This window comes from Desulfosarcina widdelii (assembly GCF_009688965.1).
Lineage (GTDB): Bacteria > Desulfobacterota > Desulfobacteria > Desulfobacterales > Desulfosarcinaceae > Desulfosarcina > Desulfosarcina widdelii.
In genome coordinates, this window is record NZ_AP021875.1 from 3939600 (window position 1) to 3965983 (window position 26384).

Below are 26384 nucleotides of genomic sequence, written 5' to 3' on the forward strand. Positions count from 1 at the left end.
GTCTATCACAACATTTGACAGGGCTGTCCGACGCAAGGTAATCTCAATTTATCTATATTCCGATGAGATCTCCCATATTTCTGTTTAACATCACAAATGTAATGATATCCGGCTCTGCATAATAACCCGGTAGCTTAGGAAAAGATTGCTTAGTCGAGCCTGCCACCTCGAAAACAAGGAAAAGAGAATGAAATCTAAAGTAATACTTTTAATTGTCGCAGTTATGCTGACCGGTATCCAGAATCCCTCAGTAAACGCATGCACCGGAATCCGTCTTGTTGCAGAGGACGGCGGTGTGGTTGTCGGCCGAACGATGGAGTTCGGTTTCGACGTTCAGTCTAACGTTGTCGTGGTACCAGCTGGCACAAAGCTGACGAGTTCCCTTGCCGATAAGTCCCAAGGCATGAGCTACACGTCCAAATATGGAATGGTCGGTGCCAACATTCTCGGCATGAAGGTGATCGTAGACGGCGTCAACGAGAAAGGACTTTACATTGGCGGATTTTATTTTCCCGGCTACGCAAGCTATGCCGATCCAGATCCGAAAAATGCTTCTCGGGCTCTCGCGCCGGAGGATTACGGCGCTTGGATTCTCGCAAACTTCGCCAGTGTCGAGGAAGTTAAGGCCAACTTCGACAAAGCCGTCTTGGTTCCGAATCCAATAAAGGAGATCGGTGGTGAAAGCTTCCCCGGCCACTTTATCCTGCATGACAGCACCGGAGCCTCAGTAGTGATCGAACCAGTGGACAAAACCATGAAGATCTATGACAATCCCATTGGTGCGATGTCCAATTCTCCAACCTTTGACTGGCACATCACCAATCTTCGAAACTACATCAATTTGACCGCTACCAACGTGCCGCCTGTCGAAATAGGCAAAATTAAGCTGACTCAGTTTGGCCAAGGCACTGGTCTGCGCGGAATCCCAGGTGACTTCTCGCCGCCGTCACGGTTTGTGCGTGCAGTTGCGTACTCTCAGTTCGCAAAAAAGCTGCCGACGGCACAGGAAACCTTACAGCAGGTGTTTCACATCATGAACGCCTTCGACATTCCGGTAGGCGCAGTGCGCGACGTGCACGGGGACGAAGTTCACTATGACTACACCGTTTGGACGAGCGCATCCGACTTGAAGAACATTCGCTGGGCATTCAGGACATATAACGACCAGTCAATTCGGAGTGTTGACGTGCGCGAGGCGTTGGCTGGGGCTGGCGGAAAGGTAAAAATCATAGAGATGGATTCTAAGCAGCCGATCGAATATATTTCCACGAAATTCAAGTGAAAGTAGCTTCCTGAAAATCTAAAGCTGAGTTGGTGTAGGAATAGATCTGTGACGAGAAACAGGCCTCTTAAGTTTTGAATCCAGATACCTCCCCAAAAGCCAGTTTGGAGCAACGACAGATATCCACATTCCGTTTTCCTGAAATCGTTTCACCCCCCGGTGCAGGTTACAATACCGTATTCCCAAACCGCTAATTTGCTGGTTCGTTCTGGCTATGCTCAAAAAGTAACAAATTTGTCAGATAGATGGAGATACACGTTTTCGGGGTTGGCCGGATCTCCATGTATCCATTTACTGATCACAAGTTAATAATGCATAAATATCGTTACTTTTTGTGGTAAAAATTTCCCAAAATTTCAGAATATAATTACATAATTTCATATGTAAAAATAATTAAGACAAACAACCTTTTGAAATGATAATGTATTTCTATTTAAACGAATCCGCACAATTTTTGCATGTCATAAGCACAGCTTATTATTGCTCTCAATGCTATCACATCACCAGTGTGTAGCATGTGCTTAGTTGATGAAGATCCTCCCGCTTCCAACAGACTGTTATTTCATCTTAGTACAGCATAAAGAATTTAGAATATAATAGTCGCTGTTAAACCCCAAAAAGGAGGATGGAAAAATGAAACTATTATACGCCCTAATTGCTATTTTTTTGTTGATTGTAGCCAGTAATGCTGGTGCAGCGGATCTCAATGGTACATGGGAAGGAACAATGTATTGCAGCGATGATTATGGTAATGAAGGTGAATATTTTAAGGTTATTATCACTCAAGATGGAGATTTTTTTCAAACAGAAAACGAAGAACCTACTCCTGATGAAATCTGCGGTGGAGTTATAGATGGAAATAATATCTCCATGAGTTGCCCCGGAGTTGAAAGTAACAATTGGACTCCTTCATTTGCATATGGTGTGCTTAAAGGCAATACATTAAATGTTATAAGTCATGTACCATTTGAGGGAAAAACATGTAAAGGCGTTGCCACGCGAGTTTCTAATTAAAGAAAAAGATATTGACTTTTTAAAAATGGAACAAGAGATATTTTAGGGGCGGAGTTCCGCCCCTTATTTATAGGTAGTGCCGGTTGCAGGTGTTGGTACTTCCAACTTAGCTCAAATCGGCCCCGATTGCAGATATCCAAATGCCGTGAACCTGAAATCGATCAAAGCACCGATACAAATAGCAATACCTACCCACAACTTGGACTTGTCGCCATATTCCAACTGGCTATTCAAAGGTCGGTAATCATCAGAACTGTCTAACCTGTTTGAATCTGTCCATCCGGATTGAAAACAATCACTGGCGAAACGCTTTAGATCGTCAATTGATCACGATGACGGCAGACCGCCGTCCAGATTCACCCAGCTCAGGAAGGCCCCTTGGGAGCCTCGGCGATGCGCGAACCCAATCCCGGACCGGCCATGAAGCCCTCCTGATCCGCCTTGGATTCGACGTCCCGGCTTTTACACTTGGGGCATACCGCAGGCGTGTCATCGCCTTTAAATGTGAGATGCACAAAGGTATGGCCGCAGGCCTGGCAGCGGCATTGGGCGGTGGGCATGGGAAGGCCTCCTAAAAGCTTGTCAATCCGGTTCACCTGGCGGGTGCCAGGCGGTGAAACCCATAAAACAGCGCTCCGCCGGCGGCGGCAATCAGGGCGCTAGCCAAAAACAGGTCGGCGCTGCTGCCGGATTCATACAGGGCGCCGCTGACGAAGAAGCCCACCGTGAGCCCCAGGCCGTAGGTAACGGCATTGTTCAAGGCCTGGCCCAGGGTTTTCTCTTCGGCAGGGGCCAATTCGTCCATGTACAAGATGCCGGCCATGTGAAAGGCGCCGTAAGTGATCGCGTGCAGCAGTTGACTGGCCAGAATGAGAATTGCCGACTCGGCGACAAATAAAATTCCCCAGCGAACGACGGCAGCCGCAAAAGAGATGACCAGCACCCTTTTGAACGACAAGCGGGCGAACAGGCGGGCGGAGTTGATCATCACCACCACTTCCGCCGTGGATGCCAGTGCCCAGCACAGGCCGATGAAGCTGCCGCCATGTCCCAACTGGGCCAGGTGAATGGAGAAGAAACCGTAGTAGGCGCCATGGCTCACCAGCATGAGAAAGGCGCACACGAGAAAAACCACCGAATGGGAAGAAAAAAGCGTCTTGGCATCGTGGGACTGCGCCTGCCGCCGGCCCTCGATCCGGGGCATGACGGTTGAGGCCAGGGCCTGGGACGCCGACAGGACCAGCATCAGGGCAATGACGATGCTCACGCTGTAATTTTCGATCAGTTTCCCCAGTGCCATGACTACGGCAATAAAGGCCACGGACCCCCAGGCCCGGGTCTGGCCATAGCGGCGTTTGGTTTTGCCCAGCACATCCATGGCAAAGGCTTCGAGAAAACTGATAATAGGCGCGTAAAAAGCCCCGTAGATCACGGTAATGACCAGCATCCAGACAAAATCGGTCGTAAAGAGAAATAGGGTCCATAAAATTGTGCTGGCAAAACTGCACAGGACATAAATGGGCCGCCTGAGTCCCTTTCGATCTGCCAGAAGCCCCCAAAGCAGCGAAAAAATGATCAGTACGGCGGCGCGCACGGCGGAAAGGCTTCCGATCTGGAATCCTGAAAAACCGATGTCGAGGCAGTAGAGGTTGAAATAGGGTAAAAATACCCCCATGGCCCCGAAATAGAGGAAATACTGGATTCGGATGACAATTTTTTCGTTGAGCGTCCCCAATGGTAAACCCCGGAAGAAGTCAAAGGATAAATATCATAACCCTTGTGGCATAAAAGGCAATGCCTTTTCAATGCAGCTGCAGGGTGACTGCAACGGAGTCCGAAACCGCTTTTCCGTGTGTTGCAAAAATGCAGAGGCGTGGTTTGTCCTCGCCTTTCCTAACCGGGCGCGGATGAGCCACTCCTCTAAGCTACACCAGACCAACAATACGTATTCCCAAGGCGGTTGCCCTGCGCCCGACACGCTGAATTGTTGACATCATTGAATAAAACGCGCATTATTTCCACTGAAGATGGCCGATAGATGCCATCCGTTCCTACAGACTCAATCCAATAAAACCATTGTTGCCTTCAAGGAGGAAAAGATGAACACGAAACTGAATCGTCTGGCCCTGATCGGCCTGCTGCTGATTGCGTTGGGGGTAGTCGGCTGCGTTCAGTCCCAGGTTGCCGGGACCGGAGTAACCGCCGGGAAAACCGCTGCCGTCATGGACAATCCGGTGGAACTGGTCAATCGGCTCAGCAGCGAAATTTCCCAAGCCCGCATGGATCAGCTCAACATCCTGGCTCCAGATACGTTTAAAAAGGCGGAAGGCGCTTTTTTCAGTGCCCGGAAGGATCTGGAGGCCGGCAACGAGATCGCCGACATTCGCGAATCCGTGGCCGAATCCCGCGCCCAACTTGAAAAAGCGCGGGAGATCGCCGCCATCTCGCGTACCACCCTGACCGAGACCATCAAGGCCCGGGAAATGGCCCGCAACGCAGGCGCGATCAAGTTCGAAAAAGAGTACCAGCGGGTGGAAAACGATTTTTTGGGCCTGACCCGCGCCATTGAACGGGACAACGTCAGCTATGCCCAGAAAAATCGCGACAAGGTGATCGACCGGTTCCGGGAACTGGAAGTCCGGGCCATCAAGGAAGAGACCATCGGCGAGGTCCGCGCGCTGATCAGCCGGGCGGAATCCGAAGGCGCCCGCAAGATGGCCCCCCTTTCTCACAGCCAGGCCGTGGAACAGCTCAACGCCACCGACGCCTTCATTTCGGCCAATCCCTATGCCAAGGAAGAGATGCACGCCATGGCCAAAGAGGCTCTGTTCAAGGCCAACCGACTGGTGGTGGTAAACGAACTGTGCAACCGCGTGGCCGAAATGAAGCCCGAGGAAATCGCTATGATTGTGGAAAACCACCTGCACACCATCTCGGAGTCCCTTGGCGCCCAGGATATGCGCGACCAGCCCTATTCGACCCAGCTGGCCAACATCGTCGGTTCGGTGGATTCCCTGAAAAGCGACCGCGCCTTCATGGCGGAAAAAAATCAAACCCTGCAGGCGGATATGGAAGCGCTCAAGGCTGACTATCAGGCCAAAATCGATGCCCTCAACGTGCGTCTGGCCACCCTGGAAGGCCAAACCCGTGAAGACCGGATGGCCAAAGAACGGTTGGCCAGAGAACGCATGGCCGTCGAGCAGCGCCTGGCCGCCGAGCGCAAGTTCAATCAGCTCTACGCCACCGTGCGCAACTACTTCGAACCGGAAGAAGCCGAGGTCTACAAGCAGGAAAACCAGCTGGTGATCCGGCTCAAGGCCATGCGCTTTCCGGTGGGGAAAAGCGTGATCATGCCCGAGAACTACGCCCTGCTCAGCAAGGTACAGAAAGCGATCCGCACCTTCGACGAACCGCGGGTCATTGTTGAAGGGCATACCGACACCACCGGCTCCAACGAGATCAACATGATGCTTTCCCAGCAGCGCGCCGAAGCGGTTCGCGAATACATGATCGCCAACCAGACGCTGCCTCCGGACGGCATATCGGCCGTGGGCTACGGCTCCGAACGCCCCCTGGCCTCCAACGCCACGGCAGAAGGCAGGGCCATCAACCGCCGTATCGACATCCTGATCATTCCCCAGGTCAGCCCCATATGAGGGAACGATGGGGATCGATGCCCCGCATCGGTGTATTCGTTTGCGAATGCGGGCCCAATATCAAGGATGCCATCGACATCCCGGAATTGGTGCGTTTTGCCGGACAGATCGAACATGTTGTACACGTTGAACGGGTGCCGCTGGTGTGCGCTCCGGAAGGTCGGGACCGAATCCCAACCCTGATTCGGGATCACGACATTTCCCATGCAGTATTTGCCGCCTGCTCCCCCGGAGAACATGAAAAAACCTTTCGGAGGATTCTGGAAGCGGCCGGCCGCAACCCGTTCATGATGCAGACGGTCAATATCCGGGAACAGTGTGCTTGGGTCATTCATGACCGCGATCAGGCCACCGCCAAAGCCAAACGGTTGCTGCGCGGCGCTCTATATCGACTGCGGCACCATCGCCCCATCCCCATCCGGGAAATCGACTGCTGCCCCGATGTTCTGGTCGTCGGTGCCGGCGTGGCCGGCATTGCTGCGGCGCGAACCCTGTCCCAGAATGACCGGCAGGTCTTTCTTGTGGAACGATCCCCCTGCATTGGCGGTATGGCGGCCCTGTACGAAGACCTGTTCCCGGACGCCAATTGCGCGGCCTGCCTGTTGGAACCGGATCTGGACGAGGTCCTGCATGACGACCGCATCACGGTGCTTACGTCCAGCGAAGTCCTGGCCGTTCGCGGCAGGCCGGGAAATTTCAAGGCTACAATAAAGCAGGCGGCCCTGCGGGTCCACCCCGAACGCTGTATCGGCTGTGCCGCCTGTCTCGAGGTCTGCCCGGTCCAGGTGCCCAACGAATTTAATGTCGGGATAGACACCCGCAAGGCGATCTACATCCCCTATCCCGGGGCACTGCCCCACATCGCAACCATCGATCCGGTCAACTGCTTGCGCTACCGGGACGAGTCGTGCAGCGCCTGCCAGGCGGCCTGCCCCTTCGAAGCCATCGATTACGAGGCCGCCGATACGGTCCGGGAGGTAACGGCCGGCATGGTGGTGCTGGCCACAGGATTTCAGGGATTCGATGCCGCCCGCAGCCAGGGCTACGGCTACGGGAAAAGGGACAATGTCATTACCGCTTTCGCCTTCGAACGTCTGGTGAACACCGCCGGCCCCACCGAGGGAAAAATCCTTATGGCGGACGGCCGGGAACCCGATTCGGTGGCCTTTATTCACTGCGTGGGATCGCGAACCGGGGAATTCAATCCATACTGCTCGGGCATCTGTTGCATGACGGCCTTCAAGCAGGCCCTGCAGGTTCGCAATCAGCTTCCCACCGCGGCCATTCACCATTTTTATGCCGACCTCTGCCTTCCCGGAAAAAATGCACAACGCTTGTTTGACAAGACCGCCGCCGTGGACGGCATCGAATTCCATCGGCTGGATCGACCCGACGGCATCCAGATTCGTGCCGAGGGAGACCGCATAAGCATTGCACCCACCCGTGCCAAAGGGAGCGACCGCCATGTAGAAGTCCAGATGGTTGTCCTGGCTACGGCCATGGAGCCGCGGGCAGATGCCGCGCAGACGGCACAAATTTTTGACGTGGCCCTCGATGAAGACGGTTTTTTCGGTTCGGCCCATTCGGTGACCGACCCGGTGGCCGCCACCCGGGAGGGGATCTACCTGGCCGGATGCTGCCAAGGTCCTGCGGACATCCCCTCTTCCGTGGCCCAAGGCCAGGCGGCCGCGGGCAGAATTCTACAAAAACTGGTGCCGGGCGGCAAAATCACCCTCGAACCGATCATTGCCGTTGTAGATCCGGAACGCTGCTCCGGCTGCCGGACTTGCGCCGCCCTTTGCCCCTTCGGAGCCCTCGATATGGACACGGAAGGGGCCTGTATGGCCGTAGACGAGGCCTGCTGTCGGGGATGCGGCATTTGCGTTGCAGCCTGCCCGAGCGGTGCGATCGAATTGCGCCATTATTCCCGGGAGGCGCTTAACGGAGAACTTGTCGGATTGCTGAAATCCAATGGAATTTGATTTCCATGGGGATGTATAAACCCAAAATCGTCGCTTTTTTGTGCAACTGGTGCGCCTATGACGGCGCCGACGCCGCCGGCCGGGCCCGGCTGGAAATTCCTTCCGCAGTAGTCGAAGTCCGGGTCATGTGCAGCGGCCAGGTGGATTCCGGGATGGTTCTCAACGCCTTTGAAGCCGGTGCCCAGGGCGTGATGGTGCTGGGCTGCCAGCCGGGGGACTGCCATTACAAAAAGGGCAATCTTAACGCCATGAAACGCATGGCGTTGCTGCGTGCGGTGTTGAAGCCGACCCGAATCGACCCGCGGCGCCTTCGGTTGGATTGGGTTTCCGCCGGCGACGGGAAGCGATATGCCCGGGTGGCCCGGGAAATGGTGGATACGATCGAACAGCTGGGACCGGCAACCCAGACGCCGGGAAACGAACACCAATGATGCATCGCAAACCCAAAATCGCTTTTTACTGGTGCGCCGGCTGCGGCGGCTGCGAGGAGTCGGTCATCGACATGGCCGAGGAGCTGTTGTCGGTGGCCGATAAGGCGGACATCGTATTCTGGCCCATCGCCCTGGACGCCCGCTTCGAGGATGTCGAGGCGTTGAACGACGGCGATATCGACACCACCTTCATCAACGGCGCCATTCGGCTTGACGAGCATGTCCGTTTTGTAAGGCTTCTGCGCAGAAAATCCAAACGGATCGTCGCCCATGGGACCTGCGCCCATCTGGGCGGCATCATCGGCCTGGCCAATCTATTCGACTCCCACCAACTGCTGGAATGCGCCTGCCGCCAGGTACCTAGCATGGACGATCCCTCAGCGCCGCTGCCGGAAACGGACCCGGGAGACGGGCAAGAAGAGCCGGCGCTGGCCGCATTGCTGCCGGCGGTCAAACCGCTCGATCGGGTCGTGACCGTGGATGCTTATATCCCCGGCTGCCCGCCGCCGCCGGAAACCATGGCCCAGGCGATCACGGATGTCATCCATGGTCGACTTCCGGAGCCGGGAACGGTCTTCGCCCACCGCACGGCCCTTTGCCGCCAGTGCCCGCGCCTGGATTCCAAACCGGACAAGATTGAAATCACACGTTTCCGGCGGCTTTACGACACGCACTGGGACCCGGAAATCTGTTTTCTGCCCCAGGGGCTGCTCTGTATGGGGCCGGTGACACGGGGCGGCTGCGATGCCCGCTGCATCCAGGCCAACATGCCCTGCCGTGGATGCTTCGGCCCCACGGAGCGGATGAACGATTTCGGTGCCGGCGCCATGGCCCTGATTGCCTCGATGATGGCCGGAGAAGATGAAGCGACGCTGGCCCGGCTGGTGGACAGCATCGCCGATCCAACGGGGTTGATCTATCGCTATTCACTGGCCGCATCCATCCTCGGCCAAGGACCAGACCGATGACCCGCCGCATCCGCATCGACCCGGTCACCCGGTTGGAAGGCCACGGCCGCATCGATATCCGCCTGGATGAGGCCGGCAACGTCGCCCGATCCTTTTTTCAGGTGCCCGAGTTCAAAGGGTTCGAAAAATTCTGCGAAGGGCGCGCTGCCGAGGAAATGCCCACGTTGACCCAGAAAATCTGCGGAGTATGCCCCACGGCCCATCACATCGCCGGTGTAAAAGCGCTGGATGCCCTCTTTGCAGTAGATCCGCCGCCGGCCGCCCGGATCATACGCGAACTCATGCACACGGCCTTCGTCTTCGAAGACCATCTGCTGCACTTTTTTTATCTGGGCGGCCCCGACATTCTGGTAAACGGCGATGCCCGCAAGTTCGAAAGGAATATATTCGGTGTTCTTAAGACCGTAGGCGATGCCGTGGGCAAAAGGGCCATCCAAATCCGCAAAAAAGTCAGGGCGCTCAACGCCCTGCTCGGCGGCAGCGCACTTTATCCGGTCTGCGGTCTGCCCGGGGGGGTGGCAAAACCGGTCAGCCGGGAGGCCCGCACCGCCATCGCCGAAACCGCGGCAGAGGCGTTGGCATTTGCCCGGGATCTGCTGCCCCTCTTCCATGAAAAGGTGTTGAAGAACGACCGCTTCAGAAAAATGGCCCGCAGTTCGGTCTTTTCGCTGCGGACCTATTATATGGGCATGGTGGACGAACAAGACCGGATCAATTTTTACGACGGCGATCTGAAAATCGTCGCGCCCGATGGCAAAGCCTTCGCCCGCTTTCCCGCCGAAGCCTATCTGGAGCACCTGCGGGAACGGGTTGTCAGCGGCAGCTACATGAAAATCCTATACCTGAAAGCGTTGGGCTGGAAAGGATACAAGGACGGCCCGGAAAACGGAATGTACCGCGTGGGGCCTCTGGCGCGGCTGAACGCCGCCGCCGGCATGGCCACGCCCCTGGCGCAACGGGAATACGAGCGTTTATACAAGGCCGTCGGCCAAAAGCCGGCCCACAACACCCTGCTCTATCACTGGGCACGCCTGATCGAAGTATTGTACGCCGCGGAACGGATGGTGGAACTGGCCGCACGTCCCGAACTCACCGACCCACATGTCCGCAATCTTCCGATGCGGGCTCCCTCTTCGGGCGTGGGGATATGCGAAGCCCCTCGGGGGACTTTGATTCACCACTATCGAACCGATGCCCGGGCCATTGTAAAGCAACTCAACCTGGTGGTGGCCACGCAAAACAATGCAGGTGCCATTGGCCTTTCCGTTGAAAAAGCCGCCCGTGCACTTATTGTTAAAGGCAAGGTAACCGATACCATTTTAAACATGGTGGAGATGGCCTATCGCGCCTATGATCCCTGCCTGGCCTGCGCCACCCATTGAAACCGAGAACCTGCAGGATAGCGGCCCGGCGAAAAGCAGCGGTTGGCCGAATCGAGCAGATCTCCAGAACACAACCATTTAACCATCCATTTACGCACAAGGGGAATCGTCGATGGCTTTAGAGATTATGGACATGGTCGGCATGAAATGTCCGCAACCGGTTTTAAAAATTGCCGTCAAAGCGACCGAGATGAATCCTGAAGATATTCTTGAAGTGGTTGGCGATTGCCCGACCTTCGAACGGGACGTACGGGTATGGTGCCAACGCTTGAACAAAACCTTTCTGTCCATCCAGGATGAGGGGTGCGGAAAAAAACGCATTCAAATCCTGTTTTGACATCCGGCAAGCGAGTTAGCGTCGATAATTCCTGTGAACTGATTTCTGGATGTCAACAACGAATAGCAGTCTAATGAGCCTCCAAACCAAATGCAAAACGCTTCTCGCATGCCAGGATACCGAGTGTCCGGCATATAACGCCGATAAATTCTGCTGGCTGATTGAAGGCACCCATTGCCACAATACGGTCCAAAAGGAGTTTTTATCCAAGGCGGAGATCTGTCTTCAATGTCCGGTTTTTAGAAAAAACATGACCCCGGAGGCCATGGAGGAAACTTGCGCCGCGATGACCCGGCAGTTTCGCGAAAACCGGGAAATGCTTTACGAACGGGATCAGGAACTCGAATCGATCAGCATGGAAATGGCCATCGGTCTTTCCGAGGTGTTCGAGGCCTTGAAAAAGATGGCTGTCGGTGATCCCCTGGTCCGCCTCGATGAACATTCCAGCCTCGAACTGATCTCCAAACTCAAGCAGATGGTCAACCGGACGGCCGAAAACATGGGCGAGATGATCGATATGACCCACGAATTCGCCATGGGTCTGGCCGAGCATTTCGATGTCCTTCACCGGGTCGGCAAAGGAGATCTGAGCGCCCGGGTTCAGGGAGAATCGACCGTCGAGTTGCTCGAGTCGCTCAAGGATGTCACCAATCGCATGATCATCGGCGTAAAAAAGGAGATCGACAGCCGGCACAAAGTGACCCGCGATCTGAGGGTCAGCGAAGAGCGCTTTCGAACGCTGGCGGAAAATGCGCCTACCGGCATCACCATTATGAACCCGGATTTGACTTTCGCGTTCGTCAACCGCACGTTTTCGAAAATATTCGGATACACGATCGAAGACATTCCCGACAAGACCGTCTGGTTCGAAAAAGCCTACCCGGATCGGGCCTATCGGGAAAAAATAATCGCCAAGTGGAAGACCGATAGCAGAAAAACCACCAGGACCGGCAAAGTTCACCCCCTGACGCTGGAGGTTCGCTGTAAGGACGGAAGCCGGAAAATCATCAGTTTTCAAACTGCCGTAATGGCGGACGGCAAGCATTTCGTGACCTATTCAGACATCACCCGGCAGGCACAGGCACAGGAAATCCTGGAGGAATCCGAAGAGAAGTACCGAACCCTCATCGACAACATCCAGGACGGGGTCATTCTTATCGAAAACGAACGTTTTCTTTTTGTCAACGAGGCCATGGCCCGCATGACCGGGTATACGGTGCCGGAAATGATCGGCATGGAGTACCTCAAAACGGTTGCCCCCGAAGACAGGGACCTGGTGGCGGATCGCCATCGCCGGAGACAGGCGGGTGAGGATGTGGTCCGCAATTACGAATTCCGCTGGCTGCACAAGGATGGCGTTACCCGAATTTACGCCATCGTCAATGTCGGCGTCATCAACTACAAGGATCGGGTCGTGATCATCGGCACTGTTAAGGATATGACCGACCGCAAACATGCCGAAGCGGAACGGCGCAAAATGGCCGAAAAATTGGAGCGTTCCAGGAAGATGGAAGCCATTGGCACGCTGGCCGGCGGTGTGGCCCATGACCTGAACAACATCCTTTCCGGCATCGTCAGCTATCCTGAACTGCTGCTGCTGGATCTGCCCGACGACAGTCCGCTCAAAGGCCCCATCGAAACGATCCAAAAATCCGGCCAAAGGGCTACGGCCGTAGTTCAGGATCTGCTTACCCTGGCCCGGCGGGGTGTGGCCACCATGACGGCGGTCGATCTCAATCGAGTAGTGACGGAATATCTCAACAGTCCGGAATTTGCCAAGCTCTGTTCGTTCCATCCAAGGGTAACCGTTGAAAGCCGACTCACCGGCAATCTGCTGACCATCGCCGGTTCCCCCGTGCATCTTTCAAAAACAGTCATGAATCTGGTATCCAATGCCGCCGAAGCCATGCCCGAGGGCGGGAAAGTCACCATAACGACAGAAAACCGTTATGTAGACCGACCGCTTGGTACTTACGACGATGTGACCGAAGGAGAGTACGCCGTCCTTACGGTTTCAGACACGGGTATCGGCATTTCCCCTCAAGACAGGCAACAGATCTTTGAGCCGTTTTACACAAAAAAAGTCATGGGCAGAAGCGGTACCGGCTTGGGAATGGCCGTTGTATGGGGGACGGTGAAGGACCACAAAGGATATATCGACATCGCCAGCGTCGAGAATGAAGGAACCACCTTCACCATCTACCTCCCGATCAATCGGGATTTCGAGGCCGCAGGGCATGAGAAGGCCTCTCTGGATTCCATCATGGGTAACGGAGAACGAATTCTGGTGGTGGACGATGTTGACGAACAACGCCATATCGCCTCTGCCATCCTGAAGCGGCTGGGCTACCATGTCGCCGCGGTTGCCAGTGGAGAAAAGGCCGTCGATTATATCCACGACCATCCGGTGGATGTCGTCTTGCTGGATATGATCATGGCACCGGGTATCGACGGGTTGGAAACCTATCGCCGCATGGCAGCCGTCTTCCCCGGCCAGAAAGCGGTGATTGCCAGCGGTTATTCGGAAACTGAACGGGTAAAATCTCTGAACCGGTTGGGCGTTCGTGAATATCTCAAAAAACCCTACACCATTGAAAAGATCGGGCGGGCGATTAAGCGGACGATTGCCGGTTGAAAGACCGCCGCTCTGAAGCAGGCCAAAGCCAATCTGGAGACAATCGTGCATGGAATGGGACAGCCCCCATGCCCCAGAAATCGAGAGAATGCCGTCGATTATTGTCGATTGCGACGGCACCAACGCCTTTTCATTGACTTGGCCTCCATTACTGGACTATGCTTATAAGTAAAAGAAAGCTGTTTCGTTTAGACGCTGACCGACTTTTTCGTTTTACCGCCCATTTTTGCACCCAAAACTTGACCGTTGTCGTTCAACCGATAGCCGTCGCCCATTCGCACCCCCGGCATATACAAGGCAGCACCCATACCACCTATTCCAGCCGCATTGTGGACGCTGAACGCACCCATCGTTGATTCGTCGTTGTTGCACATAAATTGCCGTCCATTTTTCCACCGGACGGCCCGAACGGGTCGCTTTGGTTTTCTGAATCCGGACCAAAGCCCCATTTCGCCATGCCATCGCAGGAGAAAGGAGGCCCAACCATGTATCTTAAACAAGGAGATCTTTTCTGGGGAATGGACAAAAATTTTGTCAAAGAAGTCATGGACATCAGCACGAAGGTAAGCCTTGAAGAAAAGCAGACGGTGTTCAAGGAAGGAGATTCTGCCGATTCTTTTTACGTCCTGGTCAAAGGACGCCTGCAACTCACGCTGGGAGAGAAATCTCGGGAGGTTTACGTGGCCTATCAACCGGGAGAAATCGTCGGCTGGTCCAGCCTCACCGGAAGGGAGACGATGACCGCCACGGCACAATGCCTGGAAAACACGACCCTCCAGCAAATCGAACGGAAAAAATTCCATGAAATTCTGGACAGGTACCCAACTGAAGGATCGGCCCTTTTTCAGCGCGTTGCCCAGATGCTTGGGAATCGGCTGGTCTCCCTTTATCCGAGCATCGCTTGAAAACGATTATGAATAGGATTAGTTAGTGTCGATCCATAAATGGTAATTTTCAGAGCCGAGTCGCAAAAAAAATAGAGTGGTAAAATCCTCGGCAGGATTTTTCTCACCATCGCTACATCGGTTTGTGGCTAATTTACCGAAATCGGCTTAATGCAAGCGCACTTGTTCAACCAGTTTTCACGATGCGGAATCGATTAAGGTCTCAAGTGGCTGTTTTTCCCCTGGCGATGGTCAGCAGGTTGGCGGCCACAATCGAAGACCAAACATAGGATTTAAACGAGTCCCATCCTTTCCAGGTACAGCGGGTCAGGCCAAGGCAACGCTTCAGCCAGGAGATACCGGATTCAATACCCGCTCGAAAGCGGCGCAATCGACGATACACATATTGGCTGCGGCACATGTCGGTTTCAGATAGACCTCGTTTCTTGGCAAAGCAGACGTCTTTGATCTTACGCGATTGGGCTCGCTTCAAGTTTTCCTTGGATGCAAAACCGCCGTCGAAGCTGGCCTTGAGGGGATAGCGGCCATAAATTTGTTTTTGCCGCTCAAGCATCGGTATCGTCAGGTCGGCGTCGGCCGGATTGCCTTCGGTGATGACACAGTCCAAAATAAGGTTCGACGCGCCTCCGGTCAGACAGATTTTGTGACCAAACAGCGTATCGCGCCTATCCTTGACGATGATATCGGTATGTGGCTCGAACAACGATACTACTTTGTCTTTGGCATCGACCGTTTCTCCATGAAGAACCCGGCGTTCGGTCTGGTGGATCACCCTGCGGGTCAGATCGACAAAATGTTCGATCTGGAAGCCAATCGTCATGACCAGCGGGTCGCAGGTCGCACCGGCATTGATCGCAGCGACTGCCTTATGAGCGTACCCAACCACTTTGCGACTGGTTTTGAGCAGGTCCACATAGGCAACCTTACGCTTGTTTTTCCGTTTGGCATTCATCACCGCCAGCATCCGTCGTTTGGCAACACGGGTATGGTTATGGAAGTCAGGAACTGTGATCCCCGATTCATCCCGGAAGCGCTTCAGCAGCCTCGTCAACACGCGAACACCATCCCACAGCAGGTTGGAGTCGGTGGGATGATGGATGTGAGTTTCAACGCACGTGCAATCGACCCGGACCTGTCGGCCCTTTTCAATGCCCTTTTGCTTCGCATATCCCAAAAGATCCGCATTGATCAGTTCCCAGGTGGCGTCCGATATGCCTTTGATATTTTTGTTCAGGGCGGATTTTTTGTATCCCTTGTCGGCGATACCGATCCGGCAGAACCAACTCAATGCCTGCGAATCGACAATATGAAATGCCAGTTCATCATACGTAAAACCGAAAAGGATTTTGACGATAGCACAACGCAGTACCTGGTCGGCGCTCATGCCGTCAGCCCCAGTTCGATAGGCCACCAGCTTGCCCTTGTTCAAATCTTGAAGAACGCGATCACAGATGATAGGGTGAGCATCGATGATACCACTGATAGCTGTAAGTTCTTTTGCTTGGGCGTGGTCTTTGATCTGAGGCATCAGGGGCATCTGTTTTTGCCATTTTTCGCGCATTTTGTGATCGGCTCCTTTCTTTCTTTTGTAGTGATATTGGTTGTTTGGCGACTTTCAATATACTACAAAGAGAAGAGAAAAACCACTACAAAATGCGCGTTTCTTATTTATTACAGGTAGTTATTCCTGTGGATGAGCACTAGTTAGCTCCGTATCAGATGCTGGGTCGCCTTGTAGAGTTTGGGACTGGTACAGACTTCGTAGTATTTGCGATGGGTAAACCGAATCTGGCTGAGGTCCTCGGGATTGACCGCCGGCACGTCGGCCTCACGCAGCACCAGGCGTTGATAGCGGCCTGATTTGGTCGGAAATTTTCCCGTGAACAGACTCACCTTTTCCAGCTTGAGGTCCGGGATATCCCCTTTAAACTGCTTCAGGTCGATCTCCTGTGCCAGTTTACGGAAACCGGCCTCGTTCAATTCAATGCCGTTCACATTGTATCGCAACAACAAATCGTCGGCGGTCTTTTTGATCTCCTGGTCTGAAACGCCCTGGAAGACAAACAGGTTAAATGGGCTGATGTTCTTCCGGATGATGCGTCGTACGGATTTGCTGCAACCGGAAAGGCGATCCGCCAGGTTGATGGCCGGAGAAATCATGATGCGGTTGTCCCCGTCGAAAAGAAATGTGGGGGCGTCCGCCCGATGACATATGCCGATTCCCAGTTCCAGAACCGGCAGTTGATACTCCTGGCTCTTCTTGTTGTACCGGTTGATAATCATCAGCATGTTGATGGCCATGCCGCAGGCCCGTGCCACACTGTACCAGCCGCTGGGTGTTTCCACACGTTCGAAAATCGACAGGATGATGGCATCTCCTTCGATAAATACCTTGTGAGCATCGTACTCGGACAGGATTTCGGTGATGGGATCGAAAAAGTTAAGGCTGAAATAGGAAGCCGGATTCAGCCCGCGATCATTCATCTGATGGGTGATGTCCGTCGATCCACGCAGGTCGGCCTTGATAATGGTGTGGTTCATGATGGGTTTTTCGCCCATCTCCTGTTCGTGGGGCAGTAAAAACTCGTAAAGGGTATGGTTGGCCTTGGAAAGCGCCAGGATTTTTTTATCGGTCACCAGATTGATGCGCTCAGCCGCATCCCGGTAAATCTTGAAACAGTAAAAATCGCGGTGATAGCGGCAAAATGCCCGCAGAAAACGCACCAGATAGGCTTTTTTCTGGCGCTTGCCCATGCGCTCCATCTGAACGACCTTACGATTGAGCGGCCATAGGCGAAAACTCTTGTCGTACAGTTTTTTGAGGCGCTTGAGCCGATTTCTCACCATCTTTCGGCTCTTGGGGGCAATCAGATATTGCAGGATTTGCTGAGGAACCAACGGTGGGCAATAGTCGCGATACAGGGACTGCATTTCATATGAGGCTGTAATTCTTTCCAACAGACCGGTTCGAGAGAACTGGCGGAAAAAATAGCCCATCAGAAGGCGCTGGTGCTTCATGCGTATCCGAAAATCCCGCAGAGTTTTACGTTCCGCTTTTTCTCGTTTCAACTCCCGGTATTGCTCTTTGGCCAGCTTTCTGTTCAAAAGCAGATCGATGTTCTCCGGGCATCTGACCCATCCGTCGATACGTTCCATCTGAAACTGCTTGTCGCTGTCCTTGGTCTCCACCTCGGCGGCCATGATCTCCCGCCGTCTGCGATCCAAGGACCAACTAATGGCAGCGGTATCCTCCATTTCGAGGAAGGCGAAGATGCTGCGCATGAGGCTGACCATCATTTCGTAGCGATCAGGATCTTCTACCCGCCTCCCCAGGCAGAGGTCATACTCTTCGATCATGAAATAATCGTTGAAAGGATTATCCCTATGGATGATGGGATTGGCGAGCAGGTCGAAAAGAAACGGCAGATCCTGGCCGAACACCGCTTCTCTCATCTCACGGATTTCGGTTTCACGAATCTCCCTGAAGTATTCGCAAAGTTCAAGTCCCACTTTTTGCTGCACCGTCTCCCGGCTCTGGAGAACATGGGCCAAATTATCCTTGAGCTTAAGAGACTCTTTGGGATCGTTATTATTGGCCATATCGGAGCGTCGAATCGTGGATTTGCAGTGTCCGATCAGAACGTCGTATTGTTCGCGAATCTCTTCATGAACCATTCTGAGAACAGCAATCTGTGCAAGAAAATCGACCTGCATCTCTTTGGCAGCCCGGGCTTTGTTGATGGCATCGGTCATGACCTGCCCGTATTGCTGACGGTAGTTCTCCTGCTCTCTGGCCAAAGCGCTTTGTCGTTTCTTCTCGGGGATGGTCCATATACCGGTTTCGCGCTCGATGAGCAGGGCAGCCAGCTTGGCCGTGGCATTGCGAAAGGAGGGGCTTAAACGGACATCGCAGCGGATGTTGTCGACTCCCAGAACCAGACGATCCATCGACAAATCGGTGGCGTAAGACGCCATGGGGAAAAACCTGAGCCCGGGCATCCTGGGTTGGTATTTAAAGAAATCGAGCATTCCTGTGCGTTCCGTCCGCTGTTAACAAAGGAAGAGTATCGTATCAACCCTTTGTTACCTTTACCATTTGGCACGTGTGGTGTCCATAGCTTAAACCGGCTGCCCGGGGCCACAAACGGTCAGGGCTGGACAAGCCGCCAGGCTGCCTGTACACTGATAATTATAAAGCTATACCGCAGGACTGCTCAATTCACCCGCCCTGAATAAAGATCCGTATACTTGAGGATGCAACCATGGCAACGATTTTGATCGCCAATGCATTAACGGTAAACGAAGGCCGCTCGAGCCATCGGGATGTGCTTGTCCGAAACGGTCGCATTGATGCCATTGGCGGAGACCTTGCGGGAAAGCAGGCCGACCGGGTTATCGATGCAGCCGGCAACGCCTTGCTTCCGGGGATGATCGACGACCAGGTTCACTTTCGCCAGCCAGGCCTCACGCACAAAGGAGACATCGGCACCGAATCCCTTGCGGCCGTGGCCGGCGGCATCACCAGTTACATGGAGATGCCCAACACCTCACCGGCCACCACCACCATCGAACGGCTGGAGGAAAAACATCGCATCGCAGAAAAAACCTCTTTCGCCAACTATGGCTTTTACCTGGGAGCCACCAACGACAACATCGAAACCATCAAGAAGCTGAATCCGTTGCAGGCCTGCGGCGTGAAAGTCTTTATGGGGGCGTCCACCGGAAACATGCTGGTAGACGATCCCATTGCGCTGGAGCAGATTTTCACCTGCAGTCCGGTCATCGTCGCCACCCACTGCGAGCATAGCCCGACAATCGATGAAAACACCCGCCGTTTTCAATCCATCCACGGTGAAGATATCCCCATGGCGCTCCATCCGGCCATCCGCAGCGAAGCCGCATGCTACCGGTCCACCGCCTTAGCTGTCGATCTGGCCAGACGATGCCAAACCCGGTTGCATGTCCTGCATCTGAGCACCGCCAAAGAGTTGGTACTGTTCTCATCCAAACCGCTGGATGAGAAACGGATTACTGCGGAAGCATGTGTTCACCACCTGTATTTTTCAGGGACCGATTATGGCGACAAAGGCACCCTGATCAAATGCAATCCGGCCATCAAGACGGAGGTCGATCGATGCGGGCTCCTGACTGCGCTGCAAGACGGAAGGATCGATGTGGTGGGGACCGACCATGCGCCCCATACCCTTGAGGAAAAACAGCGGCCCTATGTTTCGGCACCGTCGGGTCTGTCGCTGGTGCAGCATGCCCTGGTCTGTCTGCTGGAGCATTTTCACGATGGTGTGCTCACCCTGGAACAGATCGTCGAAAAAACCGCCCACGGGCCGGCGCGTCTGTTCAATGTCAGGAAGCGGGGGTATCTGCGGGAAGGCTACTGGGCGGATCTTGTGCTGGTGGACCTTGACCGGCCCACGTCCGTCGATGATCAGCCGATTCATTATCGCTGCGGCTGGACCCCATTTGCCGGCCGCACCTTTCGATCAAGTATCGTGGCGACCATCGTTTCCGGACATCTGGCATATATGGAAGGAAAGATCGATCCGATACCGTCAGGCATGCGATTGGAATTCGCTCGTTAGACAGAAGGGTAGGCAGTGCTCATCCAGAAATCGGCAAATTTGGTCGAGATCGAGGCGCACGAAAAATTTTACCGGAGACGCCCCGAAGGAAGTGCCCTTGGGGTACATATGGTTGATATTTCGAGGATAAAATTTTTCGCGCAACAAAGATATCGGGCAAATTGGCCATTTCTGGATGAGCACTCAAAAGAAGGGAAGCGCCCCATGCTCTCTTAAGATATTAACGCCAATCCCCAACAGAACGATTCCCCCCGTCATCTCCGCCCAACGGCTCAACTGAGATACATTGCCGATCCATTTTCCCAAGTGCAGGCCGACGGTGGTAAATATGCCGGCCACCAGCCCGATGATCAACGCCGGCGTCCAGATGGAGACGTTGATCATGGAAAGGCTGAGCCCCACGGCCAGGGCATCGATGCTGGTGGCCACGGAGAGCATCACCATGGTGACGCCTTTTGTGGGATCCTTGGCCTCGTTCTCGTTTTTTTCACCCTTGAACGCTGATCGCAACATCCCCTGGGCCACATAGGCCAGAAGAACAAAGGCAACCCAATGGTCGTAGGCCTCGATATGGCTTCGGACGGTTAATCCGGCACTCCAGCCGATGACGGGCATCATGGCCTGAAACAGGCCGAAGTGCCAGGCCAGCCGGAAAGTCTGGCGCGGATTGACAGTTTTCAGGGCCACACCCGAAGCGATGGAAACGGCAAAGGCATCCATGGCCAGGGCCACGGCAAGGGCGAGCGTATGAATCATCTCCAATGATCGATTTCCCGTTTAAAGCTGATGGGTTTCGGATGATCGCGATGGACAGGAAAAATGTCGATAGCCCTGTTGGATACCTGCGGGCCAAAAAAATGAGTAAGCGTTCAGGCAGCTGCAACACATCGGGCGTTTCAACCCCTGAATAGGTACAAAAAATGAACCCGGTCCGAAAGGCGCCACAGCGCCCCGAACCGGGTTCCAGTTGGCAAACGGTCTACCGCATGGCGGCGCGCGGTGCCTTGCCCGCCAGCGGGTTATAAAGCTTCATGATCGCAAGTTTCATGACATCCAGCGTTTGCATCTCGGCAATAACCCCCAGCAGTGTATCTTCCGCCTCGGGGGGAAGCTGACAGGCGTTGGAATCGTCGAAGGAAAGGTCGGAAAAACCTTTGACGAGTTTTTTCTGTTCCTTTCGGCTCATTTCCACTTGAATGGCTTCTTTGCCGTCGATGGTAACAATCTTGTCCGCCAAACCGGCTGCATTGATCGTGGCCTTTTTGCCCTCATCGAGAATCACGTTGATGTAATAATCCGCCATCTTGTCCCTCCTCCTTGCTGAAATGATTACGGCCTGTTGTGGCAAGCTCTTTCCGGTGGGCAATCCTTACAAAATGAAACAAATTCAGTCAATAACAGATTTTGGCCGAATCGCTTGCATTACCAGCATTTTTCCGCTTTGGGGTAGCTGCCCAGCAGCTTGACGAAAACGGCGTGCAGCGTCAGTTCACCGATGGCCGCCTTGACTTCGTCGTCGTCAATTCCCGCCTCGAAGGCGGCATAGAAAACGTACTCCCAGGGATTTTCCGGGATGGGCCGCGATTCCAGTTTGGTGAGGTTAAGCTTATATTTCTGAAAAATTTTCAGGCAGTCAACCAACGCGCCAGGGTAGTGGCGGGTTTTAAACGCCACCGTGGTTTTGCCGGTGGTATGGTTCTCGGGAACGTTCTCCTTTTTCGCAATGACGAAAAAGCGGGTGGTGTTGGAGCTGTTGCTCTGGATGTTGCGTTCAAGGGCTTCCATATCGTAGATTTCGGCACACAATTCCGAAGCGATGGCGGCACGATCCATGCGGTCGCCGGAGGCCACGGCTTTGGCGGCACCGGCGGTGTCGTAAGTGGCCATCATGCGGATATCTTTCGATTTTAAAAATGCCTTGCACTGCTTTAAGGCGTGGGGGTGCGAAAAGGCCTCCTTGATATCCTCGAGGCGGGCGCCTTTTTTGGCCAGCAGGGTATGGCGGACAGGCAAATATGCTTCGGCAATAACGAACACTTCGTTGGCGAAAAGAAGATCATAGTTCTCCACCACAGTGCCGGCAATGGTATTCTCGACGGGAATGAAGCCATAGGTCACCTCCCCGTTGTTCACCAGTTCGAAAACGTCGTCAAAAGCGTCGCAGCCGACCGCCTCCACATCGTTGCCGAAATGTTCGTAAAGAGCGACTTCGCTGTAAGCACCGTGTTCTCCCTGGAATGCGACTTTCATCTGTTAAGCCTTTCATGTATGTCTGTCATGGCGGCGATAAACGCCTCGCGTTTTTGTCTGGCATAGGGGTTATACGTATGCATGTCCTCGAAGAGCTGCCAGGTGTCATGGCTGACGACTCCCAGGATATGCATGAGCCGCTTGTATCCTTCCGTGTCGATGTCCAAGTCCCGGGCGCCGAAGGCTGACAGAGAGCGCCCGATGAAATGAGTCAACGAAAGCGTCACGGCGATCTTCTCGTCATGGTCTCCGGCCGTGGACTGGATCACGACCAGGCCCTTTTCCTCCAGCCAGCATTTGATCTTTTCATAGCGGTCCTCACGGATGCGTTCGGGGCATAGAACGATTTTGCACCCTTCCAGCGAATCGGCGGCGCTGTCCGGACCGAACATGGGGTGAGTGGGAAGGATGGATACGCTCTTGGGCAAAAGTTCTTTCATCCACTGCACCGGGTAGACTTTTACCGAACACACGTCGACCACCAGTGCATCTTTTCTCAAGAGCGGGGCTACCTGTTTCAAGGTCTCCTGCATGGCCGAAATGGGCGTGCACAGGATAACGACCGGCTGGCCGCAGGCAGTCGCAAAATCCACCGGACGGGCCCCGCAGGCCAGGATGGCGTCGTTTTTGTCGCTGCGGGTGGAAACAACAACGGAACAATCCGCGGACAGATATCGGGCGGTCAGCGCTCCGAACCGTCCGAAACCGATAATGCCGACGCGGCTCATAGGACCTCTCGAATTCGTTTGAATGCTTCTGTCAATTGCTCTTCGGGTGCTGCAAAACAGATGCGCACATGGCCATCCAACCCGAAGTCCTCACCGGGGACAACGGCCACGCCGGCGCGCTCCAGAATCCGGGCGGCAAAGTCGCCGGAATGCTCGTCTTTTTCCAGATGGCCCGAAATATCCGGGAAGAGGTAAAAGGCACCCTGGGGCCGTATGCAGGGAAACAGTTCCCGCACCTGATCGTACGCCAGATCGCGTTTCCTTTGCAGATCCATTCTGCCGCGGGCAAGCAGCTTTTCGTCCATATCCAGGGCAGCCAGCGCACCGTACTGGGCGAAGGTGCACACATTACCGGTCAAATGGCTGTGGAGCCGGACCATGGCCGCGGCCGTCTCCTTTGGGGCGACGGTGTATCCCACGCGAAAGCCGGTCATGGCATAGTGCTTCGAAAAGCTGCGGGTGACGATCAACCGGTCCCGGATCGAATCAAGATCGTAAACAGAATCATACGACAGATTGTCGTAAACGAAATAGCTGTAAGCTTCGTCGGCAACGATGTACAGGTCTTTTTCCTCGGCCAGCCGGGCGATTTGCTCCAGGTCCCGGCGGGGGTAAACGGCCCCGGTTGGATTGTTGGGCGAGTTGATCAAAATAGCCCGGGTTTTTTCATTGGCGGCCGACCGGATGGCCGCCATGTCAAGTTGGTGGTCGACGGTAGGCACGAACACCGGCTCGCCGCCGGCCAGCCGGACCTGTTCGGGAAAGCTCACCCAGCAGGGCAACGGGACAATCACCTCGTCGCCCGGATTGCAAAGCGTTTGAAAAGCGGCGTACAGGGCCTGTTTGGACCCGTTGAAGATGGCGATATTCTCCGGACTGCAGTTTTCGAAGCGGGTTGCCAGAGCGGCCCGCAACTCCTTGAGTCCAGCCATTTCACTGTAGCGGGTTTTCTGTTGCTGCAGGGCCTTGACCGTGGCCTCGATTACTGCCGGCGGCGTATCGGCCGCCGGCTCGCCGATGGCCAGGCTGATCACGGACCGCCCCACCTGCCGCATCTGTTCCAGCAGAGGGATGAAGCGGGCGGTTTTAGAGCCTTCAATACTTTGTACACGGGCAGACAGTTTCAATTTTTCAATTCCCCAATCCCTGGGCACGATTCCGATTAATAATTTTATATTGATCGTTTTGAATGAAGGAGTTCTCTTTTTGATAAGAAATTAACAACATGCAATCATTCAAAATTAAAAATCAATCATTCAACATTTTGTAAGCGGGTGTGTTGTCTCAGGGCGAAATCCCCTAGCACCAGCGCCACCATAGCCTCCACAATAGGCACAGCCCGGGGCACGACGCAGGGGTCGTGGCGGCCCTTGGCCTCCAGCGTAACCGGTTGGCCGTCGAAATCGACGGTTTCCTGGGCCAGTCCGATAGTGGCCGGTGGCTTGAAAGCGACCCGAAAAGCGATCGATGCTCCATTGGAAATGCCGCCCTGGATGCCGCCGCTGTTGTTGGTTCGTGTCCCCAGCCCCCCTTCGGCCGCAACAAATGGGTCGTTGTGAACCGATCCACGCATCCGGCTGCCGGCAAATCCCGATCCGATTTCAAATCCCTTGGTGGCCGGGATGGAGAGCATGGCCTGGGCGAGTTTGGCCTCCAGCTTGTCGAAAACCGGCTCGCCCCATCCAGCCGGCACACGGCGGCAGACACAGGAGACAATCCCGCCGACGCTGTCTTTCTCTTCCTTGACACGGGCCACCAGGGCCTGCATTTTGTCAGCCGCCGCAGTGGAGGGACAGCGCATCGGGTTGCCGTCCACCAGTTGCCGGGTTACCAGGTTATCATCCACATCGTCGGCGGAGATATCGCTGACGGCACTGACCCAGGCGACAATCTCAACCCCGAACCGCTCCCTGAGCATTTTCTCGGCCACCGCGCCGGCGGCGACCCGCCCGATGGTTTCCCTGGCGCTGGAGCGCCCGCCGCCCGACGAGGCCCGGATGCCGTATTTCATCTGGTAGGTGAAATCGGCATGGGACGGACGTGGAATCTTGCTCATTTCCCGGTAGTCGCCGGGTCGCTGGTCCTTGTTGGGTACGAAAAGACCGATGGGAGTACCCAGGGTAAGACCGTTTTCCACCCCCGAAAAAATGGTGACCGGGTCCGCCTCCTGGCGGTCGGTGGTCAACTTGCTCTGACCGGGCCGACGGCGGTCCAACTGAGGTTGAATATCCGCCTCGCTGAGCCGCATACCGGGAGGGCATCCGTCCAACACCGCTCCCACGCCTTTGCAGTGAGATTCTCCGAAAGTGGAGACTTTCAATAGGGTTCCGAAGGTACTGGACATGGGTTGGCTCCTTGGGTGTCAGGGTTGTTGGGTTCGTTGCGTTTATTGGGCTTATTGGGTTTGTTGAGTTACTGGTTATTCCGAGGTCGTAGGTCTGAAGTCCGACGAAGCAATTCAAACCTGATGAAACCGTAAAAAGTCGAAATTCTCATTTTTTCGTCATTCCGGCGAAAGCCGGGCATGAAGTGAAGCTTCAGCGCTATCCAGTCATTTCAATAAGTTCTGGATGCCGGATCAAGTCCGGCATGACGAGAGCGGCACTTTTTGCAAATTCATCAAACTTCCGAAATGAGTCCTCTTCCCTCGTCCCGCATCCATCATCCATCGATCCTATTCCGTCCTCAGTCATCTGTTCACAATCCCCAAATCCTCCACAATCCGATCACAGATCTCCTCAATCCTCACTCGATCTGTAGCGATCGCCAGATCGGCGGTGCTTTCGTAAAGCGGGGTCCTTTCCGCCAGCACCGTTTCGATCTCCTCCAGCAATCCACGGCCGGTCAACGGGGGGCGGTTATCATCGGTGGCGGCGTCGGCCAGCATGCGTGTCCGGATACACGTCTCACTGGCCGTGAGCCAGACCACCTTGCCGGTGGTTTTCATGGTCAAACGGTTGCGCTCATCGAGCACAATGCCGCCGCCGGTGGCCACCACCTGGTGGTCTCCAGCAGACACCCGGGACAGCACCTCGTATTCCCGCCGCCTGAAAAACGGCCAGCCGTATGAAACGACCATGCGATCAATACTCATACCCGCGGTATCGGCGATCACACGATCCGTATCCACCAGCGGCCAGCCGAGACGTTCAGTCAGCGACCGACCCACGGTAGTCTTGCCTGTACAGCGATATCCGATGAGATAAAGGTTCATGGT

General features: G+C 54.6%; 23 protein-coding genes. 11 read left to right on the forward strand and 12 right to left on the reverse strand.

Features of this window, described 5'->3' with window-relative positions:
- Positions 1–187 precede the first annotated feature (187 nt).
- Together GN111_RS18135 and GN111_RS18140 are read left to right on the forward strand one after the other, a co-directional pair.
- Positions 188–1282: a choloylglycine hydrolase family protein gene (locus tag GN111_RS18135; protein ID WP_155304456.1), complete on the forward strand. Its 1095-nt coding sequence runs from the start codon at positions 188–190 to the stop codon at positions 1280–1282.
- 633 nt (positions 1283–1915) lie between these two features.
- A complete protein-coding gene (locus GN111_RS18140) occupies positions 1916–2296 on the forward strand; it encodes a hypothetical protein (protein WP_155305103.1) in 381 nt (126 codons plus the stop codon).
- A 365-nt stretch (positions 2297–2661) separates the two neighbouring features.
- On the opposite strand, the gene GN111_RS18145 is transcribed toward GN111_RS18140, so the two are convergent.
- Positions 2662–2856, reverse strand: a complete 195-nt coding sequence (locus GN111_RS18145) for an FmdB family zinc ribbon protein (protein WP_155305104.1) — start codon at positions 2854–2856, stop codon at positions 2662–2664.
- A 32-nt stretch (positions 2857–2888) separates the two neighbouring features.
- Positions 2889–4031 (reverse strand): MFS transporter, encoded by a 1143-nt coding sequence (locus GN111_RS18150; RefSeq protein ID WP_231715487.1) that lies wholly within the window; start codon positions 4029–4031, stop codon positions 2889–2891.
- A 364-nt stretch (positions 4032–4395) separates the two neighbouring features.
- On the opposite strand from GN111_RS18150, the gene GN111_RS18155 reads away from it, so the two are divergent.
- The 7 genes from GN111_RS18155 to GN111_RS18185 all read left to right on the forward strand — a co-directional run bounded on the left by GN111_RS18155 (position 4396) and on the right by GN111_RS18185 (position 13687).
- On the forward strand, positions 4396–5952 hold the full coding sequence (locus GN111_RS18155; protein ID WP_170302358.1) for an OmpA family protein: 1557 nt from the start codon (positions 4396–4398) through the stop codon (positions 5950–5952).
- Entirely contained in the window at positions 5949–7934 is a 1986-nt protein-coding gene (locus GN111_RS18160) for a CoB--CoM heterodisulfide reductase iron-sulfur subunit A family protein (RefSeq protein ID WP_155305106.1), read from the forward strand. The genes GN111_RS18155 and GN111_RS18160 overlap by 4 nt, the downstream gene beginning before the upstream one ends.
- 5 nt (positions 7935–7939) lie before the next feature.
- Complete coding sequence (locus tag GN111_RS18165; RefSeq protein ID WP_155305107.1) at positions 7940–8365, forward strand: hydrogenase iron-sulfur subunit; 426 nt, start codon at positions 7940–7942, stop codon at positions 8363–8365.
- Positions 8362–9333 carry an NADH-quinone oxidoreductase subunit B family protein gene (locus tag GN111_RS18170; protein ID WP_155305108.1) on the forward strand — a complete coding sequence of 324 codons (972 nt, stop codon included), beginning with the start codon at positions 8362–8364 and terminating at the stop codon, positions 9331–9333. Before GN111_RS18165 ends, GN111_RS18170 begins: the two co-directional genes overlap by 4 nt.
- A complete protein-coding gene (locus GN111_RS18175) occupies positions 9330–10715 on the forward strand; it encodes a Ni/Fe hydrogenase subunit alpha (protein ID WP_155305109.1) in 1386 nt (461 codons plus the stop codon). The genes GN111_RS18170 and GN111_RS18175 overlap by 4 nt, the downstream gene beginning before the upstream one ends.
- Positions 10716–10827: 112 nt before the next feature.
- Positions 10828–11052: a sulfurtransferase TusA family protein gene (locus tag GN111_RS18180; protein ID WP_155305110.1), complete on the forward strand. Its 225-nt coding sequence runs from the start codon at positions 10828–10830 to the stop codon at positions 11050–11052.
- A gap of 73 nt (positions 11053–11125) precedes the next feature.
- Positions 11126–13687 (forward strand): PAS domain-containing hybrid sensor histidine kinase/response regulator, encoded by a 2562-nt coding sequence (locus tag GN111_RS18185; protein WP_170302359.1) that lies wholly within the window; start codon positions 11126–11128, stop codon positions 13685–13687.
- Positions 13688–13875: 188 nt separating this feature from the next.
- Here the strand turns inward: GN111_RS18185 and GN111_RS18190 are convergent, their stop codons facing one another.
- Positions 13876–14061, reverse strand: a complete 186-nt coding sequence (locus GN111_RS18190; RefSeq protein WP_155305112.1) for a hypothetical protein — start codon at positions 14059–14061, stop codon at positions 13876–13878.
- A 111-nt stretch (positions 14062–14172) separates the two neighbouring features.
- Here GN111_RS18190 and GN111_RS18195 point away from each other — a divergent pair, with 111 nt between their 5' ends.
- Positions 14173–14592 (forward strand): cyclic nucleotide-binding domain-containing protein, encoded by a 420-nt coding sequence (locus GN111_RS18195; protein ID WP_170302360.1) that lies wholly within the window; start codon positions 14173–14175, stop codon positions 14590–14592.
- 202 nt (positions 14593–14794) lie between these two features.
- Here the strand turns inward: GN111_RS18195 and GN111_RS18200 are convergent, their stop codons facing one another.
- Positions 14795–16153 (reverse strand): ISNCY family transposase, encoded by a 1359-nt coding sequence (locus GN111_RS18200; RefSeq protein ID WP_155302183.1) that lies wholly within the window; start codon positions 16151–16153, stop codon positions 14795–14797.
- Positions 16154–16296: 143 nt separating this feature from the next.
- Entirely contained in the window at positions 16297–18567 is a 2271-nt protein-coding gene (locus GN111_RS18205) for a nucleotidyl cyclase domain-containing protein (protein ID WP_155305114.1), read from the reverse strand.
- A 287-nt stretch (positions 18568–18854) separates the two neighbouring features.
- On the opposite strand from GN111_RS18205, the gene GN111_RS18210 reads away from it, so the two are divergent.
- A complete protein-coding gene (locus tag GN111_RS18210; protein ID WP_155305115.1) occupies positions 18855–20189 on the forward strand; it encodes a dihydroorotase in 1335 nt (444 codons plus the stop codon).
- Between the two features lie 183 nt (positions 20190–20372).
- Here GN111_RS18210 and GN111_RS18215 read toward each other — a convergent pair whose 3' ends face one another.
- From GN111_RS18215 to GN111_RS18245, 7 genes are all read right to left on the reverse strand, one after another.
- Positions 20373–20945 (reverse strand): manganese efflux pump MntP, encoded by a 573-nt coding sequence (locus GN111_RS18215; RefSeq protein ID WP_155305116.1) that lies wholly within the window; start codon positions 20943–20945, stop codon positions 20373–20375.
- Between the two features lie 223 nt (positions 20946–21168).
- Positions 21169–21492 (reverse strand): DUF6955 family protein, encoded by a 324-nt coding sequence (locus GN111_RS18220; RefSeq protein ID WP_155305117.1) that lies wholly within the window; start codon positions 21490–21492, stop codon positions 21169–21171.
- 119 nt (positions 21493–21611) lie between these two features.
- Entirely contained in the window at positions 21612–22439 is an 828-nt protein-coding gene (gene pheA / locus GN111_RS18225) for a prephenate dehydratase (protein WP_155305118.1), read from the reverse strand.
- A complete protein-coding gene (locus GN111_RS18230) occupies positions 22436–23167 on the reverse strand; it encodes a prephenate dehydrogenase/arogenate dehydrogenase family protein (RefSeq protein WP_155305119.1) in 732 nt (243 codons plus the stop codon). The genes pheA and GN111_RS18230 overlap by 4 nt, the downstream gene beginning before the upstream one ends.
- Positions 23164–24294, reverse strand: a complete 1131-nt coding sequence (locus GN111_RS18235) for a pyridoxal phosphate-dependent aminotransferase (RefSeq protein ID WP_155305120.1) — start codon at positions 24292–24294, stop codon at positions 23164–23166. Before GN111_RS18235 ends, GN111_RS18230 begins: the two co-directional genes overlap by 4 nt.
- 125 nt (positions 24295–24419) lie before the next feature.
- Entirely contained in the window at positions 24420–25511 is a 1092-nt protein-coding gene (gene aroC / locus GN111_RS18240) for a chorismate synthase (RefSeq protein ID WP_155305121.1), read from the reverse strand.
- Between the two features lie 345 nt (positions 25512–25856).
- Complete coding sequence (locus tag GN111_RS18245) at positions 25857–26381, reverse strand: shikimate kinase (protein WP_155305122.1); 525 nt, start codon at positions 26379–26381, stop codon at positions 25857–25859.
- Positions 26382–26384: the final 3 nt, after the last annotated feature.

Excerpts from the sequence above, each read along its gene's own strand:
- GN111_RS18135 (WP_155304456.1), top strand. The coding sequence starts at position 188 with ATGAAATCTAAAGTAATACTTTTAATTGTCGCAGTTATGCTGACCGGT.
- GN111_RS18140 (WP_155305103.1), top strand. The coding sequence starts at position 1,916 with ATGAAACTATTATACGCCCTAATTGCTATTTTTTTGTTGATTGTAGCC.
- GN111_RS18145 (WP_155305104.1), bottom strand. The coding sequence starts at position 2,856 with ATGCCCACCGCCCAATGCCGCTGCCAGGCCTGCGGCCATACCTTTGTG.
- GN111_RS18155 (WP_170302358.1), top strand. The coding sequence starts at position 4,396 with ATGAACACGAAACTGAATCGTCTGGCCCTGATCGGCCTGCTGCTGATT.
- GN111_RS18160 (WP_155305106.1), top strand. The coding sequence starts at position 5,949 with ATGAGGGAACGATGGGGATCGATGCCCCGCATCGGTGTATTCGTTTGC.
- GN111_RS18165 (WP_155305107.1), top strand. The coding sequence starts at position 7,940 with ATGGGGATGTATAAACCCAAAATCGTCGCTTTTTTGTGCAACTGGTGC.
- GN111_RS18170 (WP_155305108.1), top strand. The coding sequence starts at position 8,362 with ATGATGCATCGCAAACCCAAAATCGCTTTTTACTGGTGCGCCGGCTGC.
- GN111_RS18175 (WP_155305109.1), top strand. The coding sequence starts at position 9,330 with ATGACCCGCCGCATCCGCATCGACCCGGTCACCCGGTTGGAAGGCCAC.
- GN111_RS18180 (WP_155305110.1), top strand. The coding sequence starts at position 10,828 with ATGGCTTTAGAGATTATGGACATGGTCGGCATGAAATGTCCGCAACCG.
- GN111_RS18185 (WP_170302359.1), top strand. The coding sequence starts at position 11,126 with ATGAGCCTCCAAACCAAATGCAAAACGCTTCTCGCATGCCAGGATACC.
- GN111_RS18190 (WP_155305112.1), bottom strand. The coding sequence starts at position 14,061 with ATGTGCAACAACGACGAATCAACGATGGGTGCGTTCAGCGTCCACAAT.
- GN111_RS18195 (WP_170302360.1), top strand. The coding sequence starts at position 14,173 with ATGTATCTTAAACAAGGAGATCTTTTCTGGGGAATGGACAAAAATTTT.
- GN111_RS18200 (WP_155302183.1), bottom strand. The coding sequence starts at position 16,153 with ATGCGCGAAAAATGGCAAAAACAGATGCCCCTGATGCCTCAGATCAAA.
- GN111_RS18205 (WP_155305114.1), bottom strand. The coding sequence starts at position 18,567 with ATGGCGTCTTACGCCACCGATTTGTCGATGGATCGTCTGGTTCTGGGA.
- GN111_RS18210 (WP_155305115.1), top strand. The coding sequence starts at position 18,855 with ATGGCAACGATTTTGATCGCCAATGCATTAACGGTAAACGAAGGCCGC.
- GN111_RS18215 (WP_155305116.1), bottom strand. The coding sequence starts at position 20,945 with ATGATTCATACGCTCGCCCTTGCCGTGGCCCTGGCCATGGATGCCTTT.
- GN111_RS18220 (WP_155305117.1), bottom strand. The coding sequence starts at position 21,492 with ATGGCGGATTATTACATCAACGTGATTCTCGATGAGGGCAAAAAGGCC.
- pheA (WP_155305118.1), bottom strand. The coding sequence starts at position 22,439 with ATGAAAGTCGCATTCCAGGGAGAACACGGTGCTTACAGCGAAGTCGCT.
- GN111_RS18230 (WP_155305119.1), bottom strand. The coding sequence starts at position 23,167 with ATGAGCCGCGTCGGCATTATCGGTTTCGGACGGTTCGGAGCGCTGACC.
- aroC (WP_155305121.1), bottom strand. The coding sequence starts at position 25,511 with ATGTCCAGTACCTTCGGAACCCTATTGAAAGTCTCCACTTTCGGAGAA.
- GN111_RS18245 (WP_155305122.1), bottom strand. The coding sequence starts at position 26,381 with ATGAACCTTTATCTCATCGGATATCGCTGTACAGGCAAGACTACCGTG.